Here is a 25,672-nt window from a genome sequence, read left to right as displayed (position 1 = left end):
TCCGCCAACTCCGGGACGTCACGCCTTGAGCTGAACAACGATCCACGCGCCGAACGTCAGCAACGCGAACCACAGGACCCTTCGCACGAGCCTGCGCACCAGGCTCACGGAGCGCGCCCTTCTTCTGCGCGAGGGGTACGGCACCGGACGGATCGGCAGGGTGGACGGTCGCTCGGACGGACCGGACGCCTCGGATGGCGGACGATGCGCTGGCTTGCCGAAGGCGCGACGCATCGCCTCGACGTTCCAGTGTTCGGCGAACAGCGCGGTCGCCACCATGCTCGGGCTCGGCTCGGATCCTTCTCGGCGGGGCGGCGGCTTGGCTCCCCTTGCGGGGCGTGCGGACAAGGTCAGACCTCCCGCAGGGACCGCGAGAGGGCGTCCTTCAGCGGCGAGAGCAGGTAGTCGATGGCGGTCCGCGAGCGGGTCGGGATGACCACGGTCACCGGCATCCCAGGGACGAGCCGCACGTCGGCGGGCACCGTGCCGAACGTGACCACCACCTGATAGTGGTCCTCGCCGTCACCCTCGATCCTCTGCCGGATCCGATCGGCGGAGATCCTTGCGACGGTCCCGTGGAGGCTCGCCTCGCCACGCGCCTCGAGCCCTGCGAGGCGCACCTCCCCGGTCATCCCCTCGGTCAGCCGCTCGCGATCGGTCGGTGCGACCTCCGCCTCGGCGATCAGGACGGGGCTGTTCGGGACGATCGTCATGATCGGCTCGCCCGGCGCGATCACGCCGCCGATCGTCGCCACCGACAAGCCGACCACGGTGCCGTCCACCGGCGCTCGCACGACGCTGCGGGCGATCCGCTCGCTGACGGCAAGCAGCGTCGGCTTGACCTCGGCCAGGCGAGCCTCGACCTTGCTCATCTCGTCCGAGACGCTGGAGATGCGCTTGCTGTCGGTCTCGGCCCGTTGCAGCTCCGCCTCGGCCTCGGCGGCCCTGGCCTCGGCGAGGCTCGCACCAAGCGCCGCCTCCTCGCCGCGAAGGGCGACGAGGGCCTGCTCGGCCTGGCGAACCACCGCGCGGCTGGCGACGCCGCGGGACGCGAGGTCCTCCTTGACGCCCATCTCCTCCTCGGCCAGCGCGATGCGCTGGGCGATCCCGTCGAGCGTCGCAGCGATCGCCGCGCTGCGCGCCCGCAGCCGCTGAAGCGTCCCGTCGAGCATCCGCTGCTCGGCCACCCGCTCCTGCGCGCGCGCCTTAAACAGCGCAGCTTGCCCGGCGATGGCGGACGCCAGCGTCCCCCGCTCGGAGGAGGCGAGCGCGGCGAAGTCGGGCGCGCCGTCCCGGAGCTCGGCGCGGAGCCGCACCGCCCGCGCGGCGAGCGCGTCCCGCTCCGCGATGAGCGCGGCGCGCTCGGACTGCGCCTCCGTCGTGTCGAGGCGCACCAGCGTCTCGCCCGCGGCGACGTCGTCGCCCTCCTGCACGAGGAGCTTGGCGACGATCCCACCCTCCAGGTGCTGGACGGTCTTGATGTCCCCCTCCACCGCGATGGCGCCCTCCGCAAGGACGGCGCTCGCCAGCGGCGCCTGCGCCATCCAGGCGATCACGCCACCGATCGAGACGGCGAACGCCACGAAGGCGACCGCCACCGGTCGACCGACGCCGTCGCGGAGCTCCGGTCCGCCGCTCATCGCTGCGCCCCCGTCGCGTCGGCGCCAACCCGCTTGACGCCGTCGTTCTGCGCGGTGGGCACGGCCTTGAGCGAGCGACGGCGCATGGCCTGAAGCACCGTGTCGCGATCCTCGAACACCTCCATCAAACCGTCGGACAGGAGCATGATGCGGTCCGCCACCGTCGACATCACGGGCTTGTGGGAGGCGACGATCACCGTGACGCCGGCGCCCTTCAGGGCACGGATCGCGTTCAAGGTCGCGACCTCGCCCGCCGCATCCATGTGGGCGGTGGGCTGGTCCAACAGGATGAGCGGGGCGTCGCCGACGAGCGACCGCGCCAGCGCGATCTGCTGCCTGAGGTTCGGCGAGGCAGCGACGCTCGGCGAGCCGACGTCAGTCTCGAAGCCATGAGGCAGCTTCTCGATCGCCTCGAGCGCTCCGGCCCGGCGGATCGCGCGGCGCACGTCCTCCTCGGGGAGGGGCAGGAACCTTGCCACGTTCTCGCGCACCGTGCCGGGAAAGAGCGGCGGGTCCTGGGGCATCCACCCCACCAACGCTTGAAGGAGCTGCGGGTCGGCGGAGGCCACGTCGACGCTGCCGATGCGCAGCTCGCCGCTCTTGACCGGCTCGACGCCGGCAAGGCAGCGCAGCAGCGTAGACTTGCCCGCACCCGCCTCGCCGACAACCGCCACCACCTCCCCCGGCGCGAGCTTGCAGCTGAGCGAGCGCAGGGCCGGCCGGGTCGCACCGGTCGGGGTCACGACGACGCGTCGCGCCTCCACGGCGACCCCGGCTTGGACGGGCAGCGGCTCGCTGCGGAGAGGCGCCGCCCTCTCGAGCGCCGCGTCGAGCCCCTCGAGCGCACGGCGCGACAGCCGCGCGTGGCGCAGCGCGACCGGCAAGGTCTCGATGGGACCGAGCGCGCGTCCGGTGAGGATCGCAGCGGCCAGCATCGCGGATGGCGCGAGCGCGCCGTCGATCGCCAGCACCGCGCCGGTCGCGAGCGCCGCGCTGTGGGCGGCAAGCCGCCAGAAGCGCGCGGTCGCGCCGACCGTGGCGGAACCCTCCCCGGAGGCGAGGCGCGTCGCCCCGAGGGTGAGGTGGTTGCGCGACAACCGCGCGGCGAGGCCCTCGTCGAGGCCGAGCCCCCTGATCTCGCCGCGATCGCGGCTCAGAAGCGTCGCGCTCTCGTCGATCGAGCGCGCCCCGTCGGCGATCCGGCGCTCGCGAGCGACCTCCACCAGCCGGGGCAGCCACACCGTGGCGAGGATCAACGCGGCGCCGACCGTCGCGACGAGGCCCAGCGCCGGATGAAGCAGGAAGAGGACGAAGAGGAAGAGGACGGTGAAGGGCGTGTCCATGAGCGTCGCCATGGAGCCGCCGGCGAAGAACTTGCGGACCACCTCGAGCTCCTCGAGCGTGGACTGCGCGCGACCCTTGCCCGCCATCAGCGCGACGCGGATCGCGGGGGCGGTCAGCCGCTGCGCCATCCGGCCCCCGGCCCGCGCGAGCAGGCGGCCGCGGGCGGCGTCGGCTGCCGCCATCGCGATCAGCACCAACGCCAGCACCAAGGAGAGCGAGGCGAGCGTTTCCAGGCTGCGCGAGTTCAGCACGCGGCCGTAGAGCTGCATCATGTAGATGGGCGAGGCGAGGAACAGGACGTTCACCGCCGCGGAGAAGGCGAGCGCGAAGCCGACGTGCGGCCCGATGGAGCGTAGCGCCGCGCCGACCTGCCCGTGGCCCGCGTTCGCTGAGCCCCCGTTGACGTCACGACCCATGCTGGCTGTCCCTCCGGTAAGCGCGGTCATTGGAGGAGGGCGCCGGAGCGCCCTCCTCGTTCGTCGCAGGGGAGGACGACACTCCCTCCCCGTCGGTCATGATCGGCGGGCCTGCGATCAGGCCAAGGCCGCGTCGTCGTCGAACTGATCGCTGTCGGCGAGGTCGCTGGCTTCGGGCAAGGCCATGGAGTCGTCCGTGCCGTCGGTCGTGTCGGCCGGTGTGGGATGCCCGTCGACGTCATCGTCGGTCGTGTCCATCGACGCGCCGGAGCCGAGATCTTCCAACGCGGCGAAGAAGTCATCGGCTCCGAAGCTCGAGATCTGCCCCTGATCGTCGACGATCAACAGCTCCGCCTGCCCCTCGCTCACGTCGTCGGCGAGGCCGGGCAACGTGTAGAAGTTGTCGGAGTTGCCCAGGACGAACTCGTTGTCGGCCGTCGCCTCGGCGTTCGCGCCGATCGCCGTGGAGTTGGCGAAGTTCGCGCTCGCCCCCTCGCCGACCGCGAGCGAGAAGTCCCCGCCGGCCTCCGCGATGTGACCGAACGCGTGGGCCCGCTCACCGGTGGCGGACGACTGCCAGCCGAACGCGGTGGCCGCGGTGCCGTCCGCGACGCTCTCCCCGCCGACGGCGGTCGTGGAGTTGCCCGACGCCATCGCCGTGTCGCCGATGGCGAGCGCATCGATGCCCTGCGCAGACGCCTGGTTGCCCATCGCCGTGGCGTTGGGACCCTGCGCCGACGCGGCCTCACCGACCGCGAGCGAGAAGTCGCCGTTGGCCTCGGCGACGTGGCCGAACGCGTGCGCCCGCTCACCCGTCGCGGACGACTGCCAGCCGTAGGCCGTCGCAGCGGTTCCGTCCGCCGTGCTCTCGCCGCCGACCGAGGTCGTCGAGTTGCCCATCGCCGATGCCGTGTCGCCGATGGAGAGCGCATCGGCCCCCATGGCGGCGCTTGCGTTGCCGATGGCGGTGGCGTTGTCGCTCTGCGCCCGCGCCGCCTCGCCGACGGCCAGGCTGAACGCACCGTCGGCGCTGGCGATGTGGCCGAAGGCATGCGCGCGCTCGCCGACCGCCGACGACTGCCAGCCGTAGGCCTGCGCGGCGAGGCCATCGGCGACGCTCTCGCCGCCGACCGAGGTCGTCGAGTTGCCCATGGCCGACGCCGTGTCGCCGATGGCGAGGGCGTCGATCCCGCTCGCCGTCGCCATGTTGCCGATCGCCGTCGAGTTGTCCGACTGCGCCTGGGCCGCCTCGCCGACCGCGAGGCTGCGCACGCCGTCCGCGCTCGCCAGGTGCCCGAACGCCTGCGCCCGCTCGGCCGTCGCGCTCGACTGCCAGCCGATCGCCGTGGCGCCGGGGCCGTCGGCGACGCTCTCGCCGCCGACGGCCGTCGTCGAGTTGCCCATGGCCGACGCCGTGTCGCCGACGGCGAGCGCGTCGATCCCGCTCGCCGTCGCCATGTTGCCGATCGCCGTCGAGTTGTCCGACTGCGCCTGGGCCGCCTCGCCGACCGCGAGGCTGCGCACGCCGTCCGCGCTCGCCAGGTGCCCGAACGCCTGCGCCCGCTCGGCCGTCGCGCTCGACTGCCAGCCGATCGCCGTGGCGCCGGGGCCGTCGGCGACGCTCTCGCCACCCACCGAGGTCGTCGAGTTGCCCATGGCCGACGCCGTGTCGCCGACGGCGAGCGCGTCGATGCCGCTCGCCATCGCCATGTTGCCGATGGCGGTGGCGTTGTCGCTCTGCGCCTGGGCCGCCTCGCCGACGGCTAGGGTGAAGTCCCCATCGGCGTTCGCGATGTGGCCGAGCGCATGCGCCCGCTCTCCGACCGCCGACGACTTCCAACCGTACGCCGTCGCGGCGAGGCCGTCGGCGGTGCTGAGGCTGCCGACCGCGGTGGTCGAGTCGCCCATGGCGGACGCGTCGGTGCCGACGGCGAGCGCGCCCGATCCGTTCGCCGTCGCGCCGTCGCCGAACGCCCGTGCGCCGTCGCCGTCAGCGGTCGCGTTACGACCGATGGCATCGTCCCGATCGACGATGGCGTTGATGATGTTCGAGAATGCCTGGGCAAACTTGGCGGCCAACATAGCCCCTCCTTGATCCGCAACACTGCGATGCTCGAGCACCCTGGTCCGACGCGGTCGGCCAGATCCTCGGGTGCTCGTGTGAAGTACCCGCCGGTGACCGTCGCGGATGCAGATCCTAGGAAAGAAATTGCACCTATGTACGAGTTCGTGCGGCCGACGAGGGGGGACGCCGGTTAGCGCCACGACGATCCTGGCACGCAGGCCGCGACGGCGGCCAACGATGACGATCCGAACACGCTCGTAAGCCAGGCTGGCGAAGCCGTTGCTCATCCGTACGGCGGAAGGCAGGGCAAGCCCGTCCTCGACCGCAACCTCCCGGGCCGGGATCGCGCGGCAGGCGGCCGCGCTGATGATGGCCCCTTGGCTTACGGAGGCCGGCTCCTCAGGATCGGCTTTCGCGTCGCAGGACGGGAGGCGTTACGCTGCGCGGCCTCGATCGCCTCGCGGACGCGGGCGCCGCCCTCCGCCCGGTGCAGGTTCGGCCACGACTTCGACCGTGATCGCGCCGTGACCAGGCGACCCCATGGTGCGCCCATCGGCGTAAGGGACCGCATGGCGGACGAGGCTTGGTTCAGCGACAGCCGAGGCACGCGATCGAGCTGCATCGCCCGAAGAACCAGCTCGATGCGTGGTCGGTGGACGAGCGCCGCGTCATCCCGGGCATCATTCCCGCGTGCCGACGACGGGCACCGCCGCGCGGCGGGCCAGCGGTCTCCGGACCGCTGAAGACGCTCGACAATCGTAGGCATCGTTGATGGTGGCACGAGCCCTTACGAGGCTCGATCGAGGCACTGCGGGAGGCGAGCCCCGACGGTGCCCAGCGCCTCGATGCCTAGAAACAAGCCGACCATTCATCGGCCAGCGAAGGAGGGGTGAGGTTTGCGAGGACATCGGCTGCTCGCATGGCGGTCGGCGCAACCTCCACCAAGACGGGCGGTCGCGATCGACCCGCCAGACCTTTAACCACGCTCCGTCCGCCCGGCGACGCTCGCGCGGGCCCGCTAGTTCTGGAACAGCCTTCGGCGGGCATGCTCCTCGTTGAGATGGCCGACGACATCAAAGCCTCCGATCCCCCACCGCGCGTGGCACGCTGCCGAAAAACCATCCGACGCGCAAACGGCCTCATCCGATCGACGAACGGCTCTACCGTAGCAACGACTAGGCTCAGGCCCATGAGCGCGATCTATCAGGTGAATCGGATCCGGCGATCCCCCAAGGGGACCGACAGGAGCCGAGGGCACTTGTCGCGGAGCCGAGGGGCGTGGGGGTCGATGTCCTCCGCGCTGCGGCCGCGGCTGGCCGACCGCCCTCGGCGATGCTGACCCCCTCGTCGGCTGCGAAAGCGCATCCGCTGGCTGCCGGCGGCACAGGGGGGAGCGGGACCAGGCGATCGGCCGGTCGCGCGGCGGGCGCACGACCAAGATCCACGCCCTGACCGATGGCCTCGGTAGGACGGTCGCGCTCCACCCGACCGGCGGGCAAGCGGCCGACTGCAGGGCAGCCGAAGGGCTCCTGCCGGGTCATCCACGCCGACACGGCATGCGACACCAATGCGATCCGCCAGGCTGTCGAGGCCCGCATCGCGCTGGCGAACATCCCGCCGACGTCCCATCGGCGCTGGAAGAGCTGCTTATCGCCCTTCTTCCTCCCGCGACCGGTGACCTGCCCCGGTAATCTCGGACCAAGGATTGGTGGAGAGCTGCCCTCCGGCATGGAGGGAAGGATGCGCAAATCAAGGTTCACGGACGAGCAGATGGTATCGATCTTGCAGGAGAACGATCGCGACATGGCTGCGACGGTGGCCGAGCGGCACGGCGTCAGCGAGCAGACCATCGACACCTGGCGCAAGCGCTTCCGCGCATTCGAGGCCGACGACGTGCGGCGGCTGAAGCAGCTCGAAGCGGAGAACGCAGCGGAAGAAGCTGGGGTCGAGCGGGACCTCGAGATCGAGGTGATGGAAGAGGTCGCCGCAAAAAGCGGTGAGCGTGCCGGACCGCTGCGCGGCGGTGGCGTATGCGATGGGCCGGGGCCTGTCGCAACGGCGGGCCTGCACGCTGATCGGGGTCTCGCGTTCGGCGCTGAGCTACCGTTCGCGCCGGGCGGAGAAGGATGCACCGGTGCTCGAGCGCATGGTGGAGCTCTCGGCCCAGCATCCGCGCTGGGGGTATCTCCTGACGGTCCCCGACGAGTGGACGAAGGAGGGTCTGGCGATCGAGGTCGACGGCTGCATCCGCTCTCGCGCGTCATTGAGGTGCTGTCGCGGATCGCCTGCGAGCGCGGCGCGCCTCTTTATCTGCGGTCCGACAACGGACCGGAGTTCGTCTCCCGCGCGCTGCTCGCGTGGATCGTCGACCAGGGTATCGAGACGGCGTTGATCGACCCAGGCAAACCTTGGCAGGATGGGGCGGGAGAAAGCTTCAACGGCAAGTTCCCCGACGTGCCTGAGCCTCGAATGGTGCCGCTCGCGGGAGGCCAAGGCGATGATCGAAGCCTGGCGCCGGCACTTCAACGAGGTGCGGCCCCGCTCGAGCCTCGGCCATCTGACGCCGGCGGCGTTCGCCTCGAAGATCGGAACCGAACACCCAGCGGTCACGACGTGGCGGACCGCTGCGGTATGTGGTGCCTCCGCGACCCGCCCCGTCGTTCAACCGCTTCGCAAGGGGCAGTCTGAAACAGCATCAGGGGCAGCACTCGAGCTAGGCGTGGTCCGGAGAAGCCCGACAGGCCACCGGAACGCCATCGAGCGCGTGTTCGGCTGCCTCGCAGACTTCCGCGGTGTCGCGCCCCGCTACGACCGGCGGGCGGCCGCTGTCCTCGCCCGCCGCCTGTCCCTGCGCAACCGTCGGCTCCTGGATATGAGCCCCGGCCTTGGGCGGATCGAGCGATCTCGCGTCGCACGGGGTCGCTCCAGCGCCACCATCAAGGAATCGAAGCAAGTGCTACCTTGCGGGAGCAGTTGCAGGCATGATGGGCGCAACGTGAAGTAACGATGCCTCGCTAGCTCCTCCGGAGCGTAGCCCTCTTCGACATCGGTGCAGCGTGCGGCCGAGCGAGGGCCCCTAAAGGCCGCCATCTCGCAGCCCGGCGACTGCGTTTGGCCGGCTTCGAGCGTCATGCACGACCGGTGCGCGGCGCCGCTCGCGCGTTGAGCGAGCCCGCGCAGGCCGGTCCCCTTCGTGGCGGGGTCGACCTCATCGATGGGAGCAGGCTGCACGGTTCGCGCCCGTGCTTCTTCGTCCAGGTCCTACCGGGGATACGCCGCGTCAACGCAGGCCCACCGGTCGCATGCGCGACTGGTTTCTGAACTGGGATGCTGCGTTTGACGAGGACGTCCCCGACGGTCGATGGACAGACGATGTTGCCCTCTTCTTGCTGCACACGGGCATGACCTCGGCAGCGGTGACCCTGCCCAGTCGGCGACCAAACCCGAGCTGACGTCTTCGCGGAGGCCGCTGGGAGCCGACCGGACGGCTGTGCCGCACCGGAGCCATCCAGCCATGCACCGGTACCGGCGATGCAACGCTACGGTCGTTGGGTCCCAGCGCAAACGGTCTCCGCTCCGCGAGGGAGCCGATCGCCTCCGGTCCCCTCCGCCACGCACGTCCACAGACCGTAGCGATCCACCCCGCGACGCCCCACGGCAAAAGCAACACCTGCGCCCCTAGATCGTCGAGGACCTCCAGCTCGCGTGCAATGCTTCAGCGGCCCTGCAGCACCGGTTGCTGGGCGTTGCCGACGCCGAAGATCGGACCGGTGGGCAGGCCGGTGGGCGAACCGCCCGCGGGCTCAATGGTGATCTCGTAGAGCTGCCCCTCGGTCGGCCGCGGCAGGTCCGCATTGCTCACCACCATCCGGGCGAGCTCCTGCAAGAGGCCCACCGACACCGGTGGTCCGTCGGGGTCCGGCTTCGTCCATAGTTGCAGGACCTCGGAAGGTTCCGTCTCGGCCGCCGCAAGGGGCGTGACCAGCACGGCGTTGTCCTCCGACGCCTCGAGGACGGCGACCGGTTGCCCCCCGTCGTCGAGCAGGACGACGAGCACGGCGGGCGCCTGCGGCACGAGGACCTGCCAGACGAGCACCGCGGCCAGCAGGGCCGCGGCAGCGGCCGCGCCGATCGCGGCCGGCCGCCAACCCCAGCTGACGCCCCCCCGCGTGCGGCCGGCGCGTCGCATCCTCGGCCTTCGAGCCGTCGACGAGGGCTGCGCCACCGGCTGCGATCGGTCGTCCTGTGGCGCGTCCAGACGAGCCTCGAGCCGTTGCCACGCCCCAGGCGAGGGCTCGACCTCCGCCGCCGTCAGGTCGAGTTCGAGGAGTTGGTCGCGCAGCTCGCCAACGGCGCTCGCGAGCGCCCTGTCCTCCGCGTTCGCCGGCGCGGTGATGCGGGCCTCGATCGCTGCGGCGGCGGCTTCGTCGAGGACGCCGAGGACGTAGTCCGTCGCACCGTCGTCGATCGCGCTCACCGCATACACTCGCGCAGCGCGATCAACGCTCGCCTCACCCAGGCCTTTGCGGTGCCGAGCGGGACGCCCATCCGACCCGCGATCTCCCCGTGGGTCAGCCCAAGCACGTAGGCCAGCAGGAGGGCGTGCCGCCGTTGCGGCTCGAGATCCTCAAGGCAGCGCCGGAGCATGCTCTCGCTGTGCAGCGTCATCCACCCGGCGTCGACGTTCGCCTGCGCGTCGACCAGCGGGTCAAGTTGCTCCGCCGGCATCGATGTCTCGCGCGCCTCCTTCCGAACCATGTTGAGCGCCCGGTAGCGGATGACAGCATAAATCCAGCTCCGGGCCGAGCCAACAACTGGATCGTAGCGGTCGGCGCTTGCCCAGATCTGTGCAAACCCCTCCTGGACCGCCTCCTCCGCGAGCTCCCTTCGATGAAGGATCCTCTGCGCGACGCCGATCAACCTCGGCCCTTCGGCCTCGAACAGCGCCCTCAACGCTGCCTTGTCGCCCCGCGCACAGGCGGAAAGCGTCTCGGCGTAGTCCTGCGTGTCCACTGGCCACCCACCGTGTCGCACCAACACCTGGCGCTTAATAAAGCCTTCCGACAACAGATCTACGTCCTCCGCGTCCGCATGGTCGAGCGGTTTGCGGAAAACGCTGCTGCGCAGCCCGTCCGGCGCACGGTAAGCTCCGGGAGAGCGCGTCGGTGCGCTCGGACGGCACGCCTTGCATTGCTGCGGCATCGCGGGACGGACTTGTGCGGGACATCCGACGCCATACGTGTTATACGATCTGGACGTGCGTCGAGCCGGGAGGACCGCTTCGATGCCGGACAGGGCGCCGCCTGGCTAGCGAACGGCCTGACCGGCGCACGGTCATGACAGCGAACCCGTGCCGAGGCAGCAGCCGAGGTGCATGAAAGACACGTTTGACAAAGTTTACGGCACTCGGCCTCGCCGAGCCCACCCTTCGCGGGGTCACCGCCGAGGGCTACACCACCCCCACCCCCATCCAATCGAAGCTGATCCCTGCGATGCTGGCCGGACGCGACGTGCTCGGCACGGCGCAAACGGGGACCGGCAAGACGGCGGCGTTCGCGCTGCCCATCGTTGACGCGCTCGGCGCAGGTGCCGGACGGCCGGAGCCGCGCACGTGTCGCGCGCTCGTCCTGGCGCCGACCCGCGAGCTCGCCGCCCAGATTGAGGAGAGCATCCGCGCGCTCGCCGTCGGGACGCGGCTCACGACGGCGCTCGTGGTCGGCGGCGTCAAGCCAGGGCCGCAGGTGCGAGCCCTTGCCCGGGGCGTTGACGTCCTCGTCGCGACGCCCGGCCGGCTCGAGGACCACCTGCGTGAGGGCGCGCTGACCCTATCCAAGGTCCGCGTGGTCGTGCTCGACGAGGCCGACCAGATGCTCGACCTCGGGTTCATCCCAGCGATCCGCCGACTCGTCGCAAAGCTGCCGCGAGAGCGGCAGACCGCGCTCCTGTCGGCCACCATGCCGCCGGCGATCCGCACCCTCGCCTACGAGATCCTGCGGGATCCGGCGGAGATCTCCGTCGCGCCTGTATCAACTCCGGTGGAGGCGGTCGTCCAGTCGGTCCGTCACCTCGACAGGACCGACAAGCGCGACGCCCTCGCCGCGATCCTCACGGCGCGCGACGTCGAGCGCGCCATCGTCTTCACGCGCACCAAGCGCGGCGCGGACAAGGTGAGCCGCCAGCTTGCCGAGGCCGGCTGCGACGCGGTGGCGATCCACGGCAACAAGAGCCAAAGTCAGCGCCAGCGCGCGCTCGATGCCTTCCGCACCGGCACCGCACGGATCCTGGTCGCCACCGACATCGCCGCCCGAGGGATCGACGTCGACGGCGTCAGTCACGTCGTCAACTACGAGCTACCGAACGTGCCAGAGGCCTACGTCCACCGCATCGGCCGCACCGCCCGAGCCGGTCGCTCGGGCGTGGCGGTGTCCTTGTGCGAGCCGGACGAGCGTCCACTGCTCGCCGACATCGAGCGGCTGATCGGCCGCCGCATCGCGGTCGAGGGGGCGCCAGCCTCCCCCGCCGCCGCGAGCGCATCCCCATCGGAGCCGACGACCGAGAGGGCTGCGCCGCCGCGTCGCCGCCGCCCGCGCTCGTCGCGTTCCGCGCGTCCCGACACGCCGAGCCGTCCGCGCCCGGCGCGTTCAACCCCATCCCACGGCGCCGGACCCGAGCGGTCGGCCCGAGACAACACGCTCTAGGAGGCACACAATGGCCAACGGTTCGGTCAAGTGGTTCAACGGCACGAAGGGCTACGGCTTCATCGCGCCCGACGACGGAGGCTCAGACGTCTTCGTCCACATCAGCGCGGTCGAACGCGCGGGAATGCGAGACCTGCAGGAGGGACAGAAGGTCGCCTACGACATCGAGGTCGACAAGCGACGCAACAAGTCCTCCGCGGTCAACCTGCGAGCGCTCTGACGCTCGGACGTCGCCCGTCCCAAGAGACCCGAACGCGCTCGCCGGTCGAGCGCGCTCGGGCAACGATCCCGACGAACGCCCGTCGCGCAGCCCTGCGCGGCGGGCGTTCTCACGCCTCCATGGCGTCGAACGCGTCGAGGGCCTGCGAGGCGTAGACCATCGCAGGTCCGCCGCCCATCTCCACGGCGACCGACATCATCTCGAGGAGCTCGTCGCGCTTGGCGCCGAGCTTCTTGGCCGCCTCGATGTGGTAGAGGATGCAGCCCTCGCAGCCCTTGGACACCGCGATCGTGACCGCGACGAGCTCCTTCTGCGCGCCGCTCAACGCGCCGTCCGTCTTCGCCGCCTTGGTCAGACCCTGAAAGCTGCGCGCCGTCTCAGGCAGTGCCTTGGTCAGCTCGCCGATCCGACCCTTCACCACCGCGAGCTGCGCCTTCGCGTCGCTCATCCCATGATCGCCCATGATCCCTCCATCGCTGAGGGAGCACTTAGGGCGCGGTCGACCGGCGTCCGCGGTCGTCGTCCGGCTCGATCGCCGCACGCATAACAGGCATCGAGCCGGAGGCGCCGCCTGCAACCCGGCGTCGGCACCATCAGGGCTCGCCGCGGCTCGGCGCGAAGCTGCTGCAACCTGCGCGATCAATGCGCATGAGGTCGAGGCTGTGCCTTCCCGTCGTGCCGTTGCGCGCGGGCGCAAGCTCCGACACGCTCCTGCTGGGCACACCAATTGAGGAGCCGAGAATGCAGAAGGCACCCACCCGGGTCCCCCGCACCACCGCCCTGGTCGCACTCCCGCGAGGGTCGTGCGTCCCCTCGGCGGCGCGGCCGTCGGTGCCGCAGGTGCGCCGGGGCGAACTGTTGGCCGGCACCCGCCTCGACGCGCATGGAGGGCCACGCACGCCGTTCGCGATCCTCGAGCTGTGCGAGGACGGCATCATCCAGTAGCGCAGCGGTCGTAGGGCGCGGTGGGACGTCAGCCGTAGATCACCGTCGGCAGCCACGTGGCGATGGCCGGCGCGTACCACAGGGCGACCAGCATCAGGAGCTGGATGAGGACGAACGGCACGATGCCCCGGTAGATCGCCGTCGTCGACACCTCGGGCGGCGCGACGCCCCGCAGGTAGAACAGCGCGAAGCCGAACGGCGGCGTCAGGAACGAGGTCTGCAGGTTCACCGCCATCATGATGCCGAGCCACACCGGGCTCATGGTCGATCCGTCCGGCATCTCCAGCACCAAGAGGATGGGCGCGACGAGCGGAACGACGACGAACACGATCTCGAGGAAGTCCAGGAAGAAGCCGAGCACGAACATCATCGCCATGACCGCGATCATCGCGCCAAGCGCGCCGCCCGGCAGGCCGGACAGCGCCTCGTGCACCAGCTCCTCGCCGCCGAGCCCGCGGAACACCAGGCTGAACAGCGACGCGCCGATGAGGATGGTGAACACCATGGCAGTGATCTGCGTCGTCGAGCGCACCACGGACGTCAGGATCCCTCCCTGGACGACACGCCACAGGGAGACTGCGATCCCGAGGACCACGAGCCCGACGAGGGCAGCGGCCACATAGATCCCGACGAGGTCGGCGTCCGGGATCGCACTGCGCGACACGCGCAGGTCCATCGTCGCGACGAGGGCGAGGATGGCGACGACGGCGGCCACCGCGAGGTAGATGAACAGCGGCTTGTCCTCGTTCAACCGATAGCCGGCGAGGAGAAGCGCCCCGATGCCACCCATGGCCGCAGCCTCGGTCGGCGTCGCGATCCCCGCGAGGATCGAGCCGAGCACGGCCACGATGAGCGCCACCGGCGGCACCAGCGCGTGGGCGATGCGCTTGACCGTGATCGGCGAGTTCGGGTCGCGCGGCACGGGCGGCGCGGCGTGCGGGCGGAGCGCGGCGATGATCGCCGTGTAAGCGATGTAGGCGGCGACGAGGAGGAGGCCCGGGATGAGCGCGCCGGCGAACAGGTCGCCCACCGAGATGGGCGGTCCCGGCACAAACGAGAAGTCACCGCGTCCCCACGCGGCCTCCTGCAGCAACCGCTGGCTCTCCTGGTAGGCGTTGGAGATCTGATCGCCGAGGATGACGAGGACGATGGACGGCGGGATGATCTGTCCCAACGTACCGGACGCCGCGATCGTACCCGCTGCTAGGGAGGGCGCGTAGCCGGTGCGCAGCATGGTCGGCAGCGACAGGAGGCCCATCGTGACGACCGTGGCGCCCACGATCCCGGTGGACGCAGCGAGGAGCGCCCCCACCAAGCAGACCGCGATGCCGACGCCGCCGCGCATGGGTCCAAAGAGTTGCCCCATCGTCCCGAGCAGCTCCTCGGCGACCCGGCTGCGCTCCAGCATCACCCCCATGAACACGAACAGCGGCACCGCGATCAGCACCTCGTTCGTCATCGTGCCGTAGATGCGTTGGGGCAGGAAGCTGACGAACGCGAAGTCGAACACCCCGAACGCGACGCCGATCCCAGCGAAGATGAGCCCCGTCCCGGCGAGCGTGAACGCGACGGGAAAGCCCGTCAGCAGCAGGCCCACCGCCGCGGCGAACATGAGGACGTCGAGGATCTCGGAGATCTCCATCCCCTGCGCTCAGCGCACGGACGCGCGGCCAGCGCCGCCCGAGAGGACAAGCAGGGCGCGTAGCATCATGACGACGCCCTGCGCACCCACCAGGATGCCGAACGCCGGGATCGCGGTCTTCAGGAGGAAGACCCCAGGGATGCCGGACGCCTCCATGGAGCCCTCCATGATGGTCCACGAGTTGCCGACGTAGTTCCAGCTCGACCAGGTGATCAAGACGGCGACGGGGATGAGGAGGACGAGCGCGCCGCACAGGTCCACCAGCGCGCGGGAGCGCTCGGACGCGCCGCGGTAGAAGATGTCGACCCGCACGTGCCCATCCTCCGACAGCGTGTACGCGGCGGCGAGCATGAACAGGAACCCGTGCATGTAGACGACGGACTCCTGCGCCCACAGGTCGCCGACGCCGAACACGTACCGCGCCACGACGACGCCGAACTGGACGAGCACCATGAGGAGCGCGAGCCAAGCCACCGCCTTGCCGATGAGGCGGTTGGTGTTGTCGATGGCGGATGCGAGGAGTTCCATCGCGTTGCTGGCGTGGGTCCGGCTGGGCAACCGGACCCGGAGGAGCGCCCGCAGGCGCCCCTACGTCCCTTAAAGCGTGAGCGTACGTCCGCGCTCGTTGAGGTAGGACTGCATGGAGATCTTCGTCCACCCCCCGAACTCGCGGCGAGCGTTGCGGTAGCTCTCGAGCACGCGCTTGGCGAGGTCGTCGTGGTTGCCGACCTCGTTGACCACGTCCTCCGACGCGTCGGCAAAGGCCGCGAAAACGTCCTGCGGGAACTCCTTGATCAGCACCCCGTGCTGGTTGACCAGCGTGGTGAGGGCCTGACCGTTCTTGGCGACGAACTCGGAGTACATCAGGTTGTTCTCGGCCCGGCACGCCGCCTCGACCGCCGCCTTGTCGGAGTCCGAGAGTGCGTTGAACGCATCGAGGTTGACCCCGCCGCACAGCTGCGGCCCCGGCTCGTGGAAGCCCGGGTAGTAGTAGTTCTTGGCGATGCGGTAGAAGCCGAAGGCGAGGTCGTTCCAGGGACCCACCCACTCGGTCGCGTCGATGGCGCCCGACTGCAGCGCCGGAAAGATCTCGCCGCCCGGCAGGTTGATGACGTTGACGCCGAGGGCGCGGAGCACCTCGCCGCCGAGCCCAGGGCTGCGGAACTTAAGCCCTTGCAGGTCGTCCACCGAGTTGATCTCGTCGCGGAACCAGCCGCCCATCTGGACGCCGGTGTTGCCGCAGGCGAACGGCTTGATGTTGAACTGTCCGGCCAGCTCGTCCCACAGCTCCTGGCCGCCGCCGAAGTTGATCCACGCGTCCATCTCGGGAACGGTGAAGCCCATCGGCACCACAGTGAAGAAGGCGAAAGCAGGGTGCTTGCCTTGGAAGTAGTACTCCGAGCCGTGGTACATCTCGGCGGTGCCGTTCTGCACGGCGTCGTGGACCTCGAAGGGCGGCACCAGCTCGCCGGCGGCGAACAGCTTCACGTTCACGCGCCCGTCGGTCAGCTTGGTGATCCGGTCGGCGCAGCGCTGCGCGCCGGTGCCGAGGCCGGGGAAGTTCTTCGGCCACGTCGTGACCATCTTCCACTCGGTGCGACCCTGGGCGATGGCGGGTGCGGCAAGCGCTGTCCCGGCAGCCGCGACCCCGGTCCCCTTCAGGAACAAACGACGATCCATGCAAGTCCTCCCGTGCGTTGCACCCCTTCTAGCGGGGCGACTTTTGACCGAGAGGTTTAGTCCGACTTACCGCAGCCACACAAGGCGTTAAGCAAGACTTGGCCCCACTGGAGCGGCGCGCTATCGTCGACGCGACGCCGCCTCATGGAGCGGAGGGAGTGTCCGTTGCCTCAGCCCATCGTCATCGCGAGCACGGACGCCATCGAGCACAACATGCTCGTGTGGTCCGCCGGCCCCGCGTCCTACCTCAACGCGCTGGCGATCGCCGGCTGTCTGCCGGTGCAGCTGCCCGCCATCGACGAGCCAGTGAACGTGGCACCGCTGCTGGCGATAGCCTCGGGCGTGTTGATCACCGGCGCGCGGTCCAACGTCCACCCCTCGCACTACGGCATGCCGGAGACCGAGGAGGCCGGGCCCTTCGACCACCGGCGCGACCGCACCACGCTTCCGCTCATCCGGGAGGCGGTGGCGCGCGGCGTGCCGCTCCTGTGCATCTGCCGCGGCATCCAGGAGATGAACGTCGCGTTCGGCGGCTCGCTCCACGTCGCCGTGCATGAGGTTCGGGGGCGGGACGACCACCGCTCGACGCCGCAGAGCGACGTCGACGCCTGGTTCGGCCTGCGCCACGAGGTGCGGCCGACACGGGGCGGCGTCCTGGCTGGGATCCTCGGCGACGGACCCGTCCGCGTGAACTCAGTGCACCGCCAGGCGGTGGACCGGATCGGCGACGGGCTCGACGTGGAGGCGACGGCGCCGGACGGCACGGTGGAGGCCCTTTCGGTACGAGGGGCTCGCGCCTTCGCCCTCGGCGTCCAGTGGCACCCGGAGCACTTCGTGCGCACCGACGGAGCCTCCCGCGCACTCTTCGATGCGTTCGCCGACGCCTGCCGCGCCTACGCCGGCGGCGTGCGCGCGAAGGCGGCCTGAGCGATGGACGATCACGCGCCGCACGGCGACCACGCGCATCCCGACGACCACAGCCACCTCTCGGAGATGGAGGTGCGCGTGCGCGCGCTCCAGTCACTGCTCCAGGCGAAGGGCTACGTCGATCCAGACGCCCTCGACGAGCTGGTGACGCTTTACGAGGACGATGTGGGCCCGCAGAACGGCGCGCGCGTCGTGGCGAGGGCATGGACCGACCCTGGCTACGCCACGCGCCTCGCCGAGGACGCCACGGCCGCAATCGCCGAGCTCGGCTACACGGGGCGGCAGGGCGAGCACATGGTCGCGCTGATGAACGGCGACGGCGTGCACCACATGGTCGTGTGCACCCTGTGCTCCTGCTACCCTTGGCCGGTGCTCGGCCTGCCGCCGGTCTGGTACAAGTCCCCGGCCTACCGGGCGAAGGCGGTGGCCGACCCGCGCGGCGTCCTCGCCGACTTCGGCGTGCGGCTGCCCGAAGGCGTCCGCATCAGGGTCTGGGACTCGACGGCGGAGGTCCGCTACCTCGTGGTGCCCGAGCGTCCCCCCGGCACCGAGGGGTGGTCGCAGGAGGAGCTCGCCGCCATCGTCACGCGGGACTGCATGATCGGCACCGCGCTGCCCACCGCCCGGCGGGACGCGGGGTCGGCCGGCGACGGCCAAGGTCCCGCCGCGGGCGCGGCGTGAACGGCCCAGCGGACGTCGGCGGCGCGCACGGCTTCGGGCCGGTCGAGGCGGATGCGGACGCCAACCCCTTCCACGCGGACTGGGAGCGTGCGGCGTTCGCGCTGACCCTTGCCATGGGCGCAGCGGGCCTGTGGTCCATCGACCGCTCGCGCCACATGCGCGAGACGCTGCCCCGCACCGTGTACTACGGCTCCAGCTACTACGGCATCTGGCTCGCCGCGCTCGAGCGGCTGATCGCCGAGGTCGACCTCGACGCGCCGCCGCCACGCGTGCTGGTCCGGGACGCGGTGCGGCCGGCGATGGCGCGCGGCTCGCCCTACGACCGCGACGGTCCGGCGCCGTGCTACGGCGTCGGCGACGCCGTGCGGGTCCGACCGATGCGCCCGTCCGGGCACACCCGCGCGCCGGGCTACCTCCACGGCCGGGTCGGGCGGATCGCCGCGCTGCACGGCGCGCACGTCCTGCCGGACGCCATCGCTCACGGCCGCGGCGAGTCGCCGACGCCGCTCTACAACGTCGCGTTCGACGCTCGGGAGCTGTGGGGCGAGGACACCACGGCCGACGCCGTCCACGCCGACCTGTTCGAGACGTACTTGGAGCCCGCTCCTTGAGCGCGGCCGGCGAGCCGCTCGCCGAGCTCGCCCGTCGGGGCGACGAGCCGGCGTTCGCCGCGCCCTGGGAGGCGACCGCCTTCGCGCTGCGCGCGCACCTCGTCGAGCGCGGGGTGGTCGACGCCGGGCGCTTCGCGGCGCTCCTCGGCGAGGAGCTGTCAACGGGCCACCCTCCTGCGGACGACGGTACCGCCTACTTCGCCGCCTTCGTCACCGCGCTGGAGCGCTGCGTCGCCGAGATCGCAGCCCCCGATGCGCTCGGCGTCGAGCGCGCGCGCTGGCGCGAGGCGGCGCGCACGACGCCGCACGGACAGCCCATCCAACTGCCCCGCTGACGCCGTCACTCGACGCGCCGGTACAACCCGACGGCGCTGTCGCCGCTCGTCCTGCGGTCGAGGGTCTCGAACCCGGCGAGGGTCGCTGGCAGCGCGTCCGCCCGCTCCTCCAGCACCGCCACCGCGCCGGCGGCGAGCCAGCCCGCGGCCGCCGCCGCCTCCAGCGCCGCGGTACCGAGCTCGCGGCCATAGGGAGGGTCGGCGAACGCGACGGTGAACGCGCCGGCCGGCGGAGCACCGAGGCGGGTCGCGTCGCGCCGGAAGATCCTGGCCTCGCCGGCGGCGCCCACCGCATCGAGGTTGCGGCGGATCGCGGCCCGCGCGTCGACCGCGGTTTCGACGAACAGCACGAACGCCGCACCGCGCGACAGCGCCTCCACCCCCATCGCGCCGCTCCCGGCGAAGAGGTCGAGCACGCGGGCACCCGGGATGAGGTCGGGCAACCGATGGGTGAGCACGTTGAACACGCTCTCGCGCAGCCGGTCCCCGGTGGGACGTGTCCCCGTCCCGCGCGGCGCCGCGAGGGGCGTCCCCCGGTAACGTCCGGCGACGATCCGCACCGCGGCTCAGCGTGGCTTTCGCGGCCGGCTCGGTCGCGACCCAGCACGGGGCGCCCGCCCGTCTCCGGCCGGGCGGCCGCCCCGGCCGCCCTCGCCCTTGCGCGGTGGTGCGCCGTCTCGTCCACCCCGGCTCTTGCCGGGGCCACCGGCCGGCCCCCCCGCGCGCGGAGGCTTCCCCGCCGCGTTGCGTGGCACCGATGGCTTGCGATGAGGGGTGTTGGCGGCTGCACCGCCTCCGCCCGCAGCGTCGCCGGACCCGGCGGATGCAGTCCTCGCCTGACGCGATGGCGGCACGCGCCCCGCGTCCCCGCCCGGGCCACGAGCGCGGCCCTGACGTGGGGGCGGCGCTCCGTCATCACGGCGGCGGCCAGGCGGCGGGCGGCCGCGCCCCTCGCCGCGTGCCGTCGCATCGCGGTGGCGGGGCGGTCGGGCCCCCGCGGACGGAGTGTCGTCGCTGGCCGAGCGCGAGCCGCGCGGGCCGTCTTGGCGTGGGGGCGACGCCCCGGCATCACGGCGGCGGCCAGGCGGTGGGCGGCCGCGCCCCTCGCTCCGCGCCGCAGCATCGCGATGGCGGGGCGGTCGGGCCCCCGCGGGCGCGGTGTCGTCGCTGGCCGAGCGCAAGGCGCGCGGGCCGCCTTGGCGTGGGGGCGGCGCCCCGTCATCACGGCGGCGGCCAGGCGGTGGGCGGCCGCTCCCCTCGCCCCGCGCCGCCGCATCGCGATGGTGGGGCGGTCGGGCCCCCGCGGACGGCCCGCCTTCGCGCCGACCGGGCCGTCCAGGCCGTCCAGGACGCGCCTCACCCTCATGTTCCTGCCTGCCGAGGTCACCCGCCCGCTGCGGGCCTCCGGCAACGTGGGGACCGGTCTTGGGGCCGGACGCACGCCGGGGGTTGGGGTGATGGAGTCGAGCCTGGCCCTCGTCGGCGCGGCGGTCGGGACGTGCGCCCCGCAAGGACGCACGAGGTCTTTCGCCCGGTTGGTCGGGCGCTGGCCCGCGGCCTCGAGCCCCCCGCGCGGCGCCCCGTGGCTCGTTCTTCGGCGCGGCGTGGGCGGCGAGCGCATCACGGCCCTGCCGGTGATCCGCGTAGGCCGATGCGCCGCGCTCGTCGAGCACGCGGGCGTCGGCCCGCGGCGGCTTGCCCGGGGGCGCGCGATCGGGCCCTCGCCTGGGGCGGTCGGCGCCGCGCGGTGGCCGGGACGCCGCATCCCGCGACGACGGCTTGGGTCGTGGCGGCGGCATGCGGTGCGCCGGCGCGGCGACCGCCGCCTCGAAGTCCGCCTCGGCCTCGGCGGCGAGGCGCGGGCCGAGCTGGTCCCTGAGGCGGCGCGTCGGCACCTCCACGACCTCGCCGCGTGGCAGGTCGCCGAGCTGGAACGGACCGTAGGACACGCGGATCAGACGGGACACCTCGAGCCCCAACGAGCCGAGCACGATCTTGACCTCGCGGTTCTTGCCCTCCGCGAGCGCCACGGTCAGCCAGGCGTTGTCCCCGGTCTCGCGATCCACCACCGCGTGGATCGGCCCGTAGAGCACGCCGTCGACCGCGGTGCCCGCCGCGAGCGCGGTGAGGGCATCGACGTCGAGCCGGCCATGCACACGCACGCGATACTTGCGCGTCCACCCCGTGGCGGGCAGTTCCAGGACGCGCGCCAGCCCGCCGTCGTTGGTCAGGATGAGGAGCCCCTCGGTGTTGATGTCGAGCCGCCCGACGGTGACGACGCGGGGCAGGGTGCTCGGCAGCGCGTCGAACACCGTGCGTCGGCCCTCCGGATCGCGGTTCGTGGTGACGAGCCCCCGCGGCTTGTGGAACAGCCACGCCCGGGTGCGCAGCCGCTGCGGGATCGGTACGCCGTCGACCCGCACCTCGTCGCCCGGCCCGACGATCACCGCGGGCGTCTCCAACTGGACGCCGTTGACCGCGACCCGGCCGGCCGCGATCAGGGCCTCGGCGTCGCGCCGCGAGGCGACGCCGGCGCGGGCCATGACCTTGGCGACGCGCTCGCCGGTCTTCGCAGCGTCGGGCGCGCCGGCGGACGCGTCTTCAGGATGGGTGTCCGCGGACGCCCCGGGGCGATGGGCGTCGGCGTCCTCGGACGTGCCGTCGGTGGCGTCGGGCATCACGGATCGGGTCATCCTCGTGGCGGCGGCGTGACGTTCATGGAGCTCGCGCTCGCCGAGGCGAGGGCGGCGGCGGACGCCGGCGAGGTCCCCGTCGGCGCGGTCGTGGTGAAGCGAGGCTCCGTGGTGGCGCGCGCCGGCAACCGCACCCTGACGGACGCGGACCCGACGGCGCATGCCGAGATGCTCGCCCTGCGCGCGGCAGCCCGCCACTTGAACAGCGAGCGGCTCACCGGCTGCGACCTCTACGTCACCTTGGAGCCATGCGCCATGTGTGCCGGCGCCATCGTGCATGCAAGGATCCGCCGGCTCTACTTCGCAGCGTCCGACCCCAAGGGCGGCGCGATCGAGCACGGGCCGCGCCTGTTCGGCCAGCCCACCGTCCATCACCGGCCCGACGTCTACGGCGGCATCGCCGGGCGCGAGGCCGCCGAGCTCCTCGCCGGTTTCTTCCGCGCCCGCCGTTGAGGCCGCAGCCAGCGCTCACCCGGCGAGCACGGCGCGGACGGCGAGGATGCGCGCCGCCGCCGACAGGAAGCACAGCGCTGCGAAGGCGTACGCGAGCGTGCCGAACCACGACGGCACGAGCGTCATCAGCACGAAAACGGCGACGGTCTCCGCCCCCTCGGCGAGCCCGGCGAAGTAGTAGATCGCCTTGCGCCCCTGCGCGGACGTCGTCAGCCCGCGCTGCGACGCCAGCGCGGCGAAGGCGAGGAAGGTCGCGCCGTTGGCGTAGAACGCGGCAAGAAGGACCGCGGCGGGCAGGGCGTTCGCCGGCGGATCGTGCAGCGCGAAGGCGAGCGGGACGGCGCCGTAGAACAGGAAGTCGAACACGATGTCGTAGTACCCGCCGAGGGCGCTCGGGCCACGCAGCCGGGCCACCGCGCCGTCGAGCCCGTCCGACAGGCGATTGAGGAGGATCGCCGCGAGCGCGGCACCGAACGCACCCGCGACGATCGCCGCTGCAGCCACGGCGCCGACCGCGAGCCCGGCGATCGAGATGGCGTTGGCGCTGATCGGCAGCGCCACGATCCGCCGCGCTGCCCAGTCGAGCGGCGGGTCGATGACGGGTCTCAGCCGTGTGTCGAACATCGGCCCTGCTGCGGACGACGCACGGCTGGGCATCGCGCGGCACCGCATTGAACGGCTCGCCGCGACGCATAGTTACGTCGTTGAGGCGCTTGACGCTGCGCCGGTGCAGCGTCCCCCAACAACGACATGGCCGGATGTATCAGAGCGTCACCCAAGCGATCGAGGTGTCGGTGGAGCCGGCCTACCTGCCAGAGCACTCCTCGCCGGACGAGCGGCGTTTCGTGTGGGCCTACACGATCACGATCCGCAACACCGGGCACGACACCGTGCGCCTGCGCAACCGACACTGGACCATCACCGATGCCAACGGGGAGGTGCAGGAGGTCCGCGGCGCAGGAGTCGTCGGCGAGCAACCCGTCCTGCCTCCCGGAGCTGCGTTCACCTACACCTCCGGCTGTCCGCTGACGACGCCGTCCGGCATCATGGTCGGGCGCTACGAGATGGAACGGGAGGACGGCCAGCGCTTCCTCGCCGAGGTCCCTGCCTTCTCCCTCGACCTGCCCGACGCGCGGCCGTCGGTGAACTGACCCTCGCACCCGCGGGCTGCTCGCTCGCTCAGTTCTTCGCGGCGAGGGTGCGGTGCCTGGCCCGCGCGCCGCGCTCCAGCGCGGCGACGACGAGCTTCTCGAGTCCCAGCCGATCGCGCAGCAGGGCGAGGAAGCGCAGCTCCTCCTGCTGAATGCGAAGGTCCGCGGCGGCGATCTCCACCGCGAGCGCGTACGCCGTCTCGTGCAGCGCCTTGGGGGTGCAGGTGGCGATGAGGTCGAGGATGGTGTCGAGCCCGTCCTCCTCCTGCAGGATCTCGCCGCACGTCTCGGCAAGGTTGACCAGGCGCTCGGCGTCGAAGTCGCGGAACACCGGCACGGTCTCGACGATCTCGCCGATGCGCCGCAGCTCCGCATCGGTCATGGTGCGGTCCACCGCGGACATCGTGACCATGGCGAAGACGAGCGCTTCGTGGTGGGAGATCGGCTGGTCCATGGAGCGTCCGCGGTTGGTCGGGCAGGCCACGGGCTTAGCATCCCGTCCCCGCCCGTGCTACCGACGCCGCGCCGCGGAGGGCGACGAACGAGGGAGGTGGCATGACAGGCACGACCGCCGGTGCCGGCCTGCGAGGGCGATGGGAGCGGCGTCCGTGAGCGCCGCCGTCGCCACCGCGCGGGCCTGGCCCTTCGAGGAGGCCCGCAAGGTGGTCGCACGCCTTGCCGGGGAGGTGCGCCCCGTCGTGTTCGAGACCGGCTACGGGCCGTCGGGGCTGCCGCACATCGGCACCTTCGGCGAGGTGGCGCGCACCTCGATGGTGCGCCACGCCTTCACCGCGCTCACCGACGGCAAGGTGCCGTCCCACCTCGTGGCGTTCTCCGACGACATGGACGGCATGCGCAGGGTCCCGGGCAACGTGCCGAACCAGGAGCGCCTCGCGCACCACCTCGGTCGTCCGCTCACCGAGGTGCCCGACCCGTTCGGCACGCACGAGAGCTTTGCCCATCACAACAACGCGAGGCTGCGCGCCTTCCTGGACGACTTCGGCTTCGAGTACGAGTTCGTGAGCGCCACGGAGGCCTACCGATCGGGCCGCTTCGACGCGGCGCTGCTCGCGACGCTGCGCGCATACGACGAGGTGATGGCGATCATGCTGCCGACCCTCGGGCCGGATCGCCGCGCGACCTACTCGCCGTTCCTGCCGATCCATCCTGAGTCGCGCGTGGTGATGCAGGTGCCGCTGGAGGCGCACGACGCCGACGCCGGAACCATCACCTGGCGCGAGCCCGAGGGCGGCCGGCTTCACGAGACGCCGGTGACCGGCGGCGCGGCCAAGCTCCAGTGGAAGCCGGACTGGGCGATGCGCTGGACCGCGCTCGGCGTCGACTACGAGATGGCCGGCAAGGACCTCATCGACTCGGTGCGCGAGTCGAGCCGCATCTGCCGCGCCATCGGCGGCACGCCGCCGGAGGGCTTCAACTACGAGCTGTTCCTCGACGAGAACGGCGAGAAGATCTCGAAGACCAGGGGCAACGGCCTCGCCGTGGAGGACTGGCTCGCCTACGCCTCGCCCGAGAGCCTCGCGCTCTTCATGTACCAAAAGCCGAAGACCGCCAAGCGGCTGCACTTCGACGTCATCCCCAAGGCGGTGGACGAGTACTTCGCGTTCGCCGCCAAGTACGCGCAGGAGGACGAGGCGAGGCGGCTGGAGAACCCGGTCTGGCACATCAAGGGTGCGCCGGAGACGGCACGTGGCACGCCGGTCAGCTTCGCGATGCTACTCAACCTCGTGTCGGCGTCGAACGCGCAGAACCGCGACGTGCTGTGGGGGTTCATCTCGCGCTACGCCCCGGACGCGACGACGCAGTCCGAGCCCGAGCTCGACCGGCTCGTCGAGTACGCGCTGCGCTACCATCGCGACTTCGTGCTGCCGACCAAGCGCTACAGGGCTCCGACGGAGGCGGAACGGACCGCGATGCTCGAGCTGTCGGCACGGCTCGAGGGGATGGAGGGGGCGTCGGCCGAGGCGATCCAGGACGAGGTGTACGCCGTCGGCAAGGCGCACTTCGAGGTGCTGCGCGATTGGTTCGGCGCGCTCTACCAGGTGCTCCTCGGCCAGGAGCAGGGACCGCGCTTCGGCTCCTTCGTCGCGCTGTACGGCGTCGCCGAGACGCGCCGGCTCATCGCCGACGCCCTCGCCCGCGAGGCTGCCTGA

Annotated in this window: 24 protein-coding genes and 1 pseudogene; 11 read left to right on the top strand and 14 right to left on the bottom strand. The window is 71.6% G+C overall.

Annotation, left to right across the window (positions count from 1 at the left end):
* Positions 1-18: 18 nt before the first annotated feature.
* The 4 genes from ACOOE8_RS08780 to ACOOE8_RS08765 form a co-directional block, all read right to left on the bottom strand.
* Entirely contained in the window at positions 19-279 is a 261-nt protein-coding gene (locus ACOOE8_RS08780; protein ID WP_420394437.1) for a hypothetical protein, read from the bottom strand.
* Between the two features lie 71 nt (positions 280-350).
* The gene (locus ACOOE8_RS08775) at positions 351-1,640 is read right to left on the bottom strand and encodes an HlyD family type I secretion periplasmic adaptor subunit (RefSeq protein WP_420394436.1); all 1,290 of its coding nucleotides are present in this window, start codon (positions 1,638-1,640) and stop codon (positions 351-353) included.
* Positions 1,637-3,400, bottom strand: coding sequence for an ATP-binding cassette domain-containing protein (locus tag ACOOE8_RS08770; RefSeq protein WP_420394435.1), 1,764 nt, complete (start codon positions 3,398-3,400; stop codon positions 1,637-1,639). Before ACOOE8_RS08770 ends, ACOOE8_RS08775 begins: the two co-directional genes overlap by 4 nt.
* A gap of 117 nt (positions 3,401-3,517) precedes the next feature.
* On the bottom strand, positions 3,518-5,752 hold the full coding sequence (locus tag ACOOE8_RS08765; RefSeq protein ID WP_420394434.1) for a hypothetical protein: 2,235 nt from the start codon (positions 5,750-5,752) through the stop codon (positions 3,518-3,520).
* A 1,453-nt stretch (positions 5,753-7,205) separates the two neighbouring features.
* Between ACOOE8_RS08765 and ACOOE8_RS08760 the strand changes: the two are divergent.
* Positions 7,206-8,055: pseudogene (locus ACOOE8_RS08760) on the top strand (integrase core domain-containing protein); the annotation flags it as partial.
* Positions 8,056-9,180: 1,125 nt separating this feature from the next.
* On the opposite strand, the gene ACOOE8_RS08755 reads toward ACOOE8_RS08760, so the two are convergent.
* Together ACOOE8_RS08755 and ACOOE8_RS08750 are read right to left on the bottom strand one after the other, a co-directional pair.
* Positions 9,181-9,942, bottom strand: a complete 762-nt coding sequence (locus ACOOE8_RS08755) for an anti-sigma factor (RefSeq protein ID WP_420394433.1) — start codon at positions 9,940-9,942, stop codon at positions 9,181-9,183.
* Positions 9,939-10,478 (bottom strand): sigma-70 family RNA polymerase sigma factor, encoded by a 540-nt coding sequence (locus ACOOE8_RS08750; RefSeq protein ID WP_420394432.1) that lies wholly within the window; start codon positions 10,476-10,478, stop codon positions 9,939-9,941. The genes ACOOE8_RS08755 and ACOOE8_RS08750 overlap by 4 nt, the downstream gene beginning before the upstream one ends.
* 374 nt (positions 10,479-10,852) lie before the next feature.
* On the opposite strand from ACOOE8_RS08750, the gene ACOOE8_RS08745 reads away from it, so the two are divergent.
* Together ACOOE8_RS08745 and ACOOE8_RS08740 are read left to right on the top strand one after the other, a co-directional pair.
* Positions 10,853-12,163, top strand: a complete 1,311-nt coding sequence (locus tag ACOOE8_RS08745) for a DEAD/DEAH box helicase (protein WP_420394431.1) — start codon at positions 10,853-10,855, stop codon at positions 12,161-12,163.
* A 10-nt stretch (positions 12,164-12,173) separates the two neighbouring features.
* Positions 12,174-12,383 carry a cold-shock protein gene (locus ACOOE8_RS08740; protein WP_420394430.1) on the top strand — a complete coding sequence of 70 codons (210 nt, stop codon included), beginning with the start codon at positions 12,174-12,176 and terminating at the stop codon, positions 12,381-12,383.
* Positions 12,384-12,492: 109 nt separating this feature from the next.
* On the opposite strand, the gene ACOOE8_RS08735 is transcribed toward ACOOE8_RS08740, so the two are convergent.
* Positions 12,493-12,846, bottom strand: coding sequence for a carboxymuconolactone decarboxylase family protein (locus ACOOE8_RS08735; RefSeq protein ID WP_420394429.1), 354 nt, complete (start codon positions 12,844-12,846; stop codon positions 12,493-12,495).
* Positions 12,847-13,124: 278 nt separating this feature from the next.
* Here ACOOE8_RS08735 and ACOOE8_RS08730 point away from each other — a divergent pair, with 278 nt between their 5' ends.
* Positions 13,125-13,328 carry a hypothetical protein gene (locus ACOOE8_RS08730; RefSeq protein WP_420394428.1) on the top strand — a complete coding sequence of 68 codons (204 nt, stop codon included), beginning with the start codon at positions 13,125-13,127 and terminating at the stop codon, positions 13,326-13,328.
* 28 nt (positions 13,329-13,356) lie between these two features.
* On the opposite strand, the gene ACOOE8_RS08725 is transcribed toward ACOOE8_RS08730, so the two are convergent.
* The 3 genes from ACOOE8_RS08725 to ACOOE8_RS08715 form a co-directional block, all read right to left on the bottom strand.
* Positions 13,357-14,970: a TRAP transporter large permease gene (locus ACOOE8_RS08725; RefSeq protein WP_420394427.1), complete on the bottom strand. Its 1,614-nt coding sequence runs from the start codon at positions 14,968-14,970 to the stop codon at positions 13,357-13,359.
* A gap of 9 nt (positions 14,971-14,979) precedes the next feature.
* Positions 14,980-15,498, bottom strand: a complete 519-nt coding sequence (locus tag ACOOE8_RS08720) for a TRAP transporter small permease subunit (RefSeq protein WP_420394426.1) — start codon at positions 15,496-15,498, stop codon at positions 14,980-14,982.
* A 69-nt stretch (positions 15,499-15,567) separates the two neighbouring features.
* The gene (locus tag ACOOE8_RS08715; protein WP_420394425.1) at positions 15,568-16,650 is read right to left on the bottom strand and encodes a TRAP transporter substrate-binding protein; all 1,083 of its coding nucleotides are present in this window, start codon (positions 16,648-16,650) and stop codon (positions 15,568-15,570) included.
* Positions 16,651-16,815: 165 nt separating this feature from the next.
* Here ACOOE8_RS08715 and ACOOE8_RS08710 point away from each other — a divergent pair, with 165 nt between their 5' ends.
* The 4 genes from ACOOE8_RS08710 to ACOOE8_RS08695 are packed head-to-tail and all read left to right on the top strand — an operon-like array spanning position 16,816 to position 19,204.
* Positions 16,816-17,577, top strand: coding sequence for a gamma-glutamyl-gamma-aminobutyrate hydrolase family protein (locus ACOOE8_RS08710; RefSeq protein ID WP_420394424.1), 762 nt, complete (start codon positions 16,816-16,818; stop codon positions 17,575-17,577).
* A 3-nt stretch (positions 17,578-17,580) separates the two neighbouring features.
* Entirely contained in the window at positions 17,581-18,258 is a 678-nt protein-coding gene (nthA, locus tag ACOOE8_RS08705) for a nitrile hydratase subunit alpha (RefSeq protein ID WP_420394423.1), read from the top strand.
* Positions 18,255-18,869 (top strand): nitrile hydratase subunit beta, encoded by a 615-nt coding sequence (locus ACOOE8_RS08700; RefSeq protein ID WP_420394422.1) that lies wholly within the window; start codon positions 18,255-18,257, stop codon positions 18,867-18,869. The genes nthA and ACOOE8_RS08700 overlap by 4 nt, the downstream gene beginning before the upstream one ends.
* Positions 18,866-19,204: a nitrile hydratase accessory protein gene (locus ACOOE8_RS08695; protein WP_420394421.1), complete on the top strand. Its 339-nt coding sequence runs from the start codon at positions 18,866-18,868 to the stop codon at positions 19,202-19,204. Before ACOOE8_RS08700 ends, ACOOE8_RS08695 begins: the two co-directional genes overlap by 4 nt.
* A gap of 5 nt (positions 19,205-19,209) precedes the next feature.
* Here the strand turns inward: ACOOE8_RS08695 and rsmD are convergent, their stop codons facing one another.
* Positions 19,210-19,764: a 16S rRNA (guanine(966)-N(2))-methyltransferase RsmD gene (gene rsmD, locus ACOOE8_RS08690; RefSeq protein WP_420394420.1), complete on the bottom strand. Its 555-nt coding sequence runs from the start codon at positions 19,762-19,764 to the stop codon at positions 19,210-19,212.
* Between the two features lie 6 nt (positions 19,765-19,770).
* Positions 19,771-21,882: a pseudouridine synthase gene (locus ACOOE8_RS08685; RefSeq protein WP_420394419.1), complete on the bottom strand. Its 2,112-nt coding sequence runs from the start codon at positions 21,880-21,882 to the stop codon at positions 19,771-19,773.
* 39 nt (positions 21,883-21,921) lie between these two features.
* Here ACOOE8_RS08685 and ACOOE8_RS08680 point away from each other — a divergent pair, with 39 nt between their 5' ends.
* Entirely contained in the window at positions 21,922-22,350 is a 429-nt protein-coding gene (locus tag ACOOE8_RS08680) for a nucleoside deaminase (protein ID WP_420394668.1), read from the top strand.
* A 15-nt stretch (positions 22,351-22,365) separates the two neighbouring features.
* Here ACOOE8_RS08680 and ACOOE8_RS08675 read toward each other — a convergent pair whose 3' ends face one another.
* Positions 22,366-22,974, bottom strand: a complete 609-nt coding sequence (locus tag ACOOE8_RS08675; RefSeq protein WP_420394418.1) for a CDP-alcohol phosphatidyltransferase family protein — start codon at positions 22,972-22,974, stop codon at positions 22,366-22,368.
* Positions 22,975-23,108: 134 nt separating this feature from the next.
* Here ACOOE8_RS08675 and apaG point away from each other — a divergent pair, with 134 nt between their 5' ends.
* Positions 23,109-23,501 (top strand): Co2+/Mg2+ efflux protein ApaG, encoded by a 393-nt coding sequence (gene apaG, locus ACOOE8_RS08670; protein WP_420394417.1) that lies wholly within the window; start codon positions 23,109-23,111, stop codon positions 23,499-23,501.
* A gap of 28 nt (positions 23,502-23,529) precedes the next feature.
* Here the strand turns inward: apaG and ACOOE8_RS08665 are convergent, their stop codons facing one another.
* Positions 23,530-23,955: a tellurite resistance TerB family protein gene (locus tag ACOOE8_RS08665; protein WP_420394416.1), complete on the bottom strand. Its 426-nt coding sequence runs from the start codon at positions 23,953-23,955 to the stop codon at positions 23,530-23,532.
* Between the two features lie 139 nt (positions 23,956-24,094).
* Here ACOOE8_RS08665 and ACOOE8_RS08660 point away from each other — a divergent pair, with 139 nt between their 5' ends.
* A complete protein-coding gene (locus ACOOE8_RS08660; RefSeq protein ID WP_420394415.1) occupies positions 24,095-25,672 on the top strand; it encodes a lysine--tRNA ligase in 1,578 nt (525 codons plus the stop codon).

Origin of the sequence: Acuticoccus sp., assembly GCF_965213555.1 — a bacterium.
Taxonomy (GTDB): domain Bacteria; phylum Pseudomonadota; class Alphaproteobacteria; order Rhizobiales; family Amorphaceae; genus Acuticoccus.
This window is presented reverse-complemented; position numbering and strand designations above follow the sequence as displayed.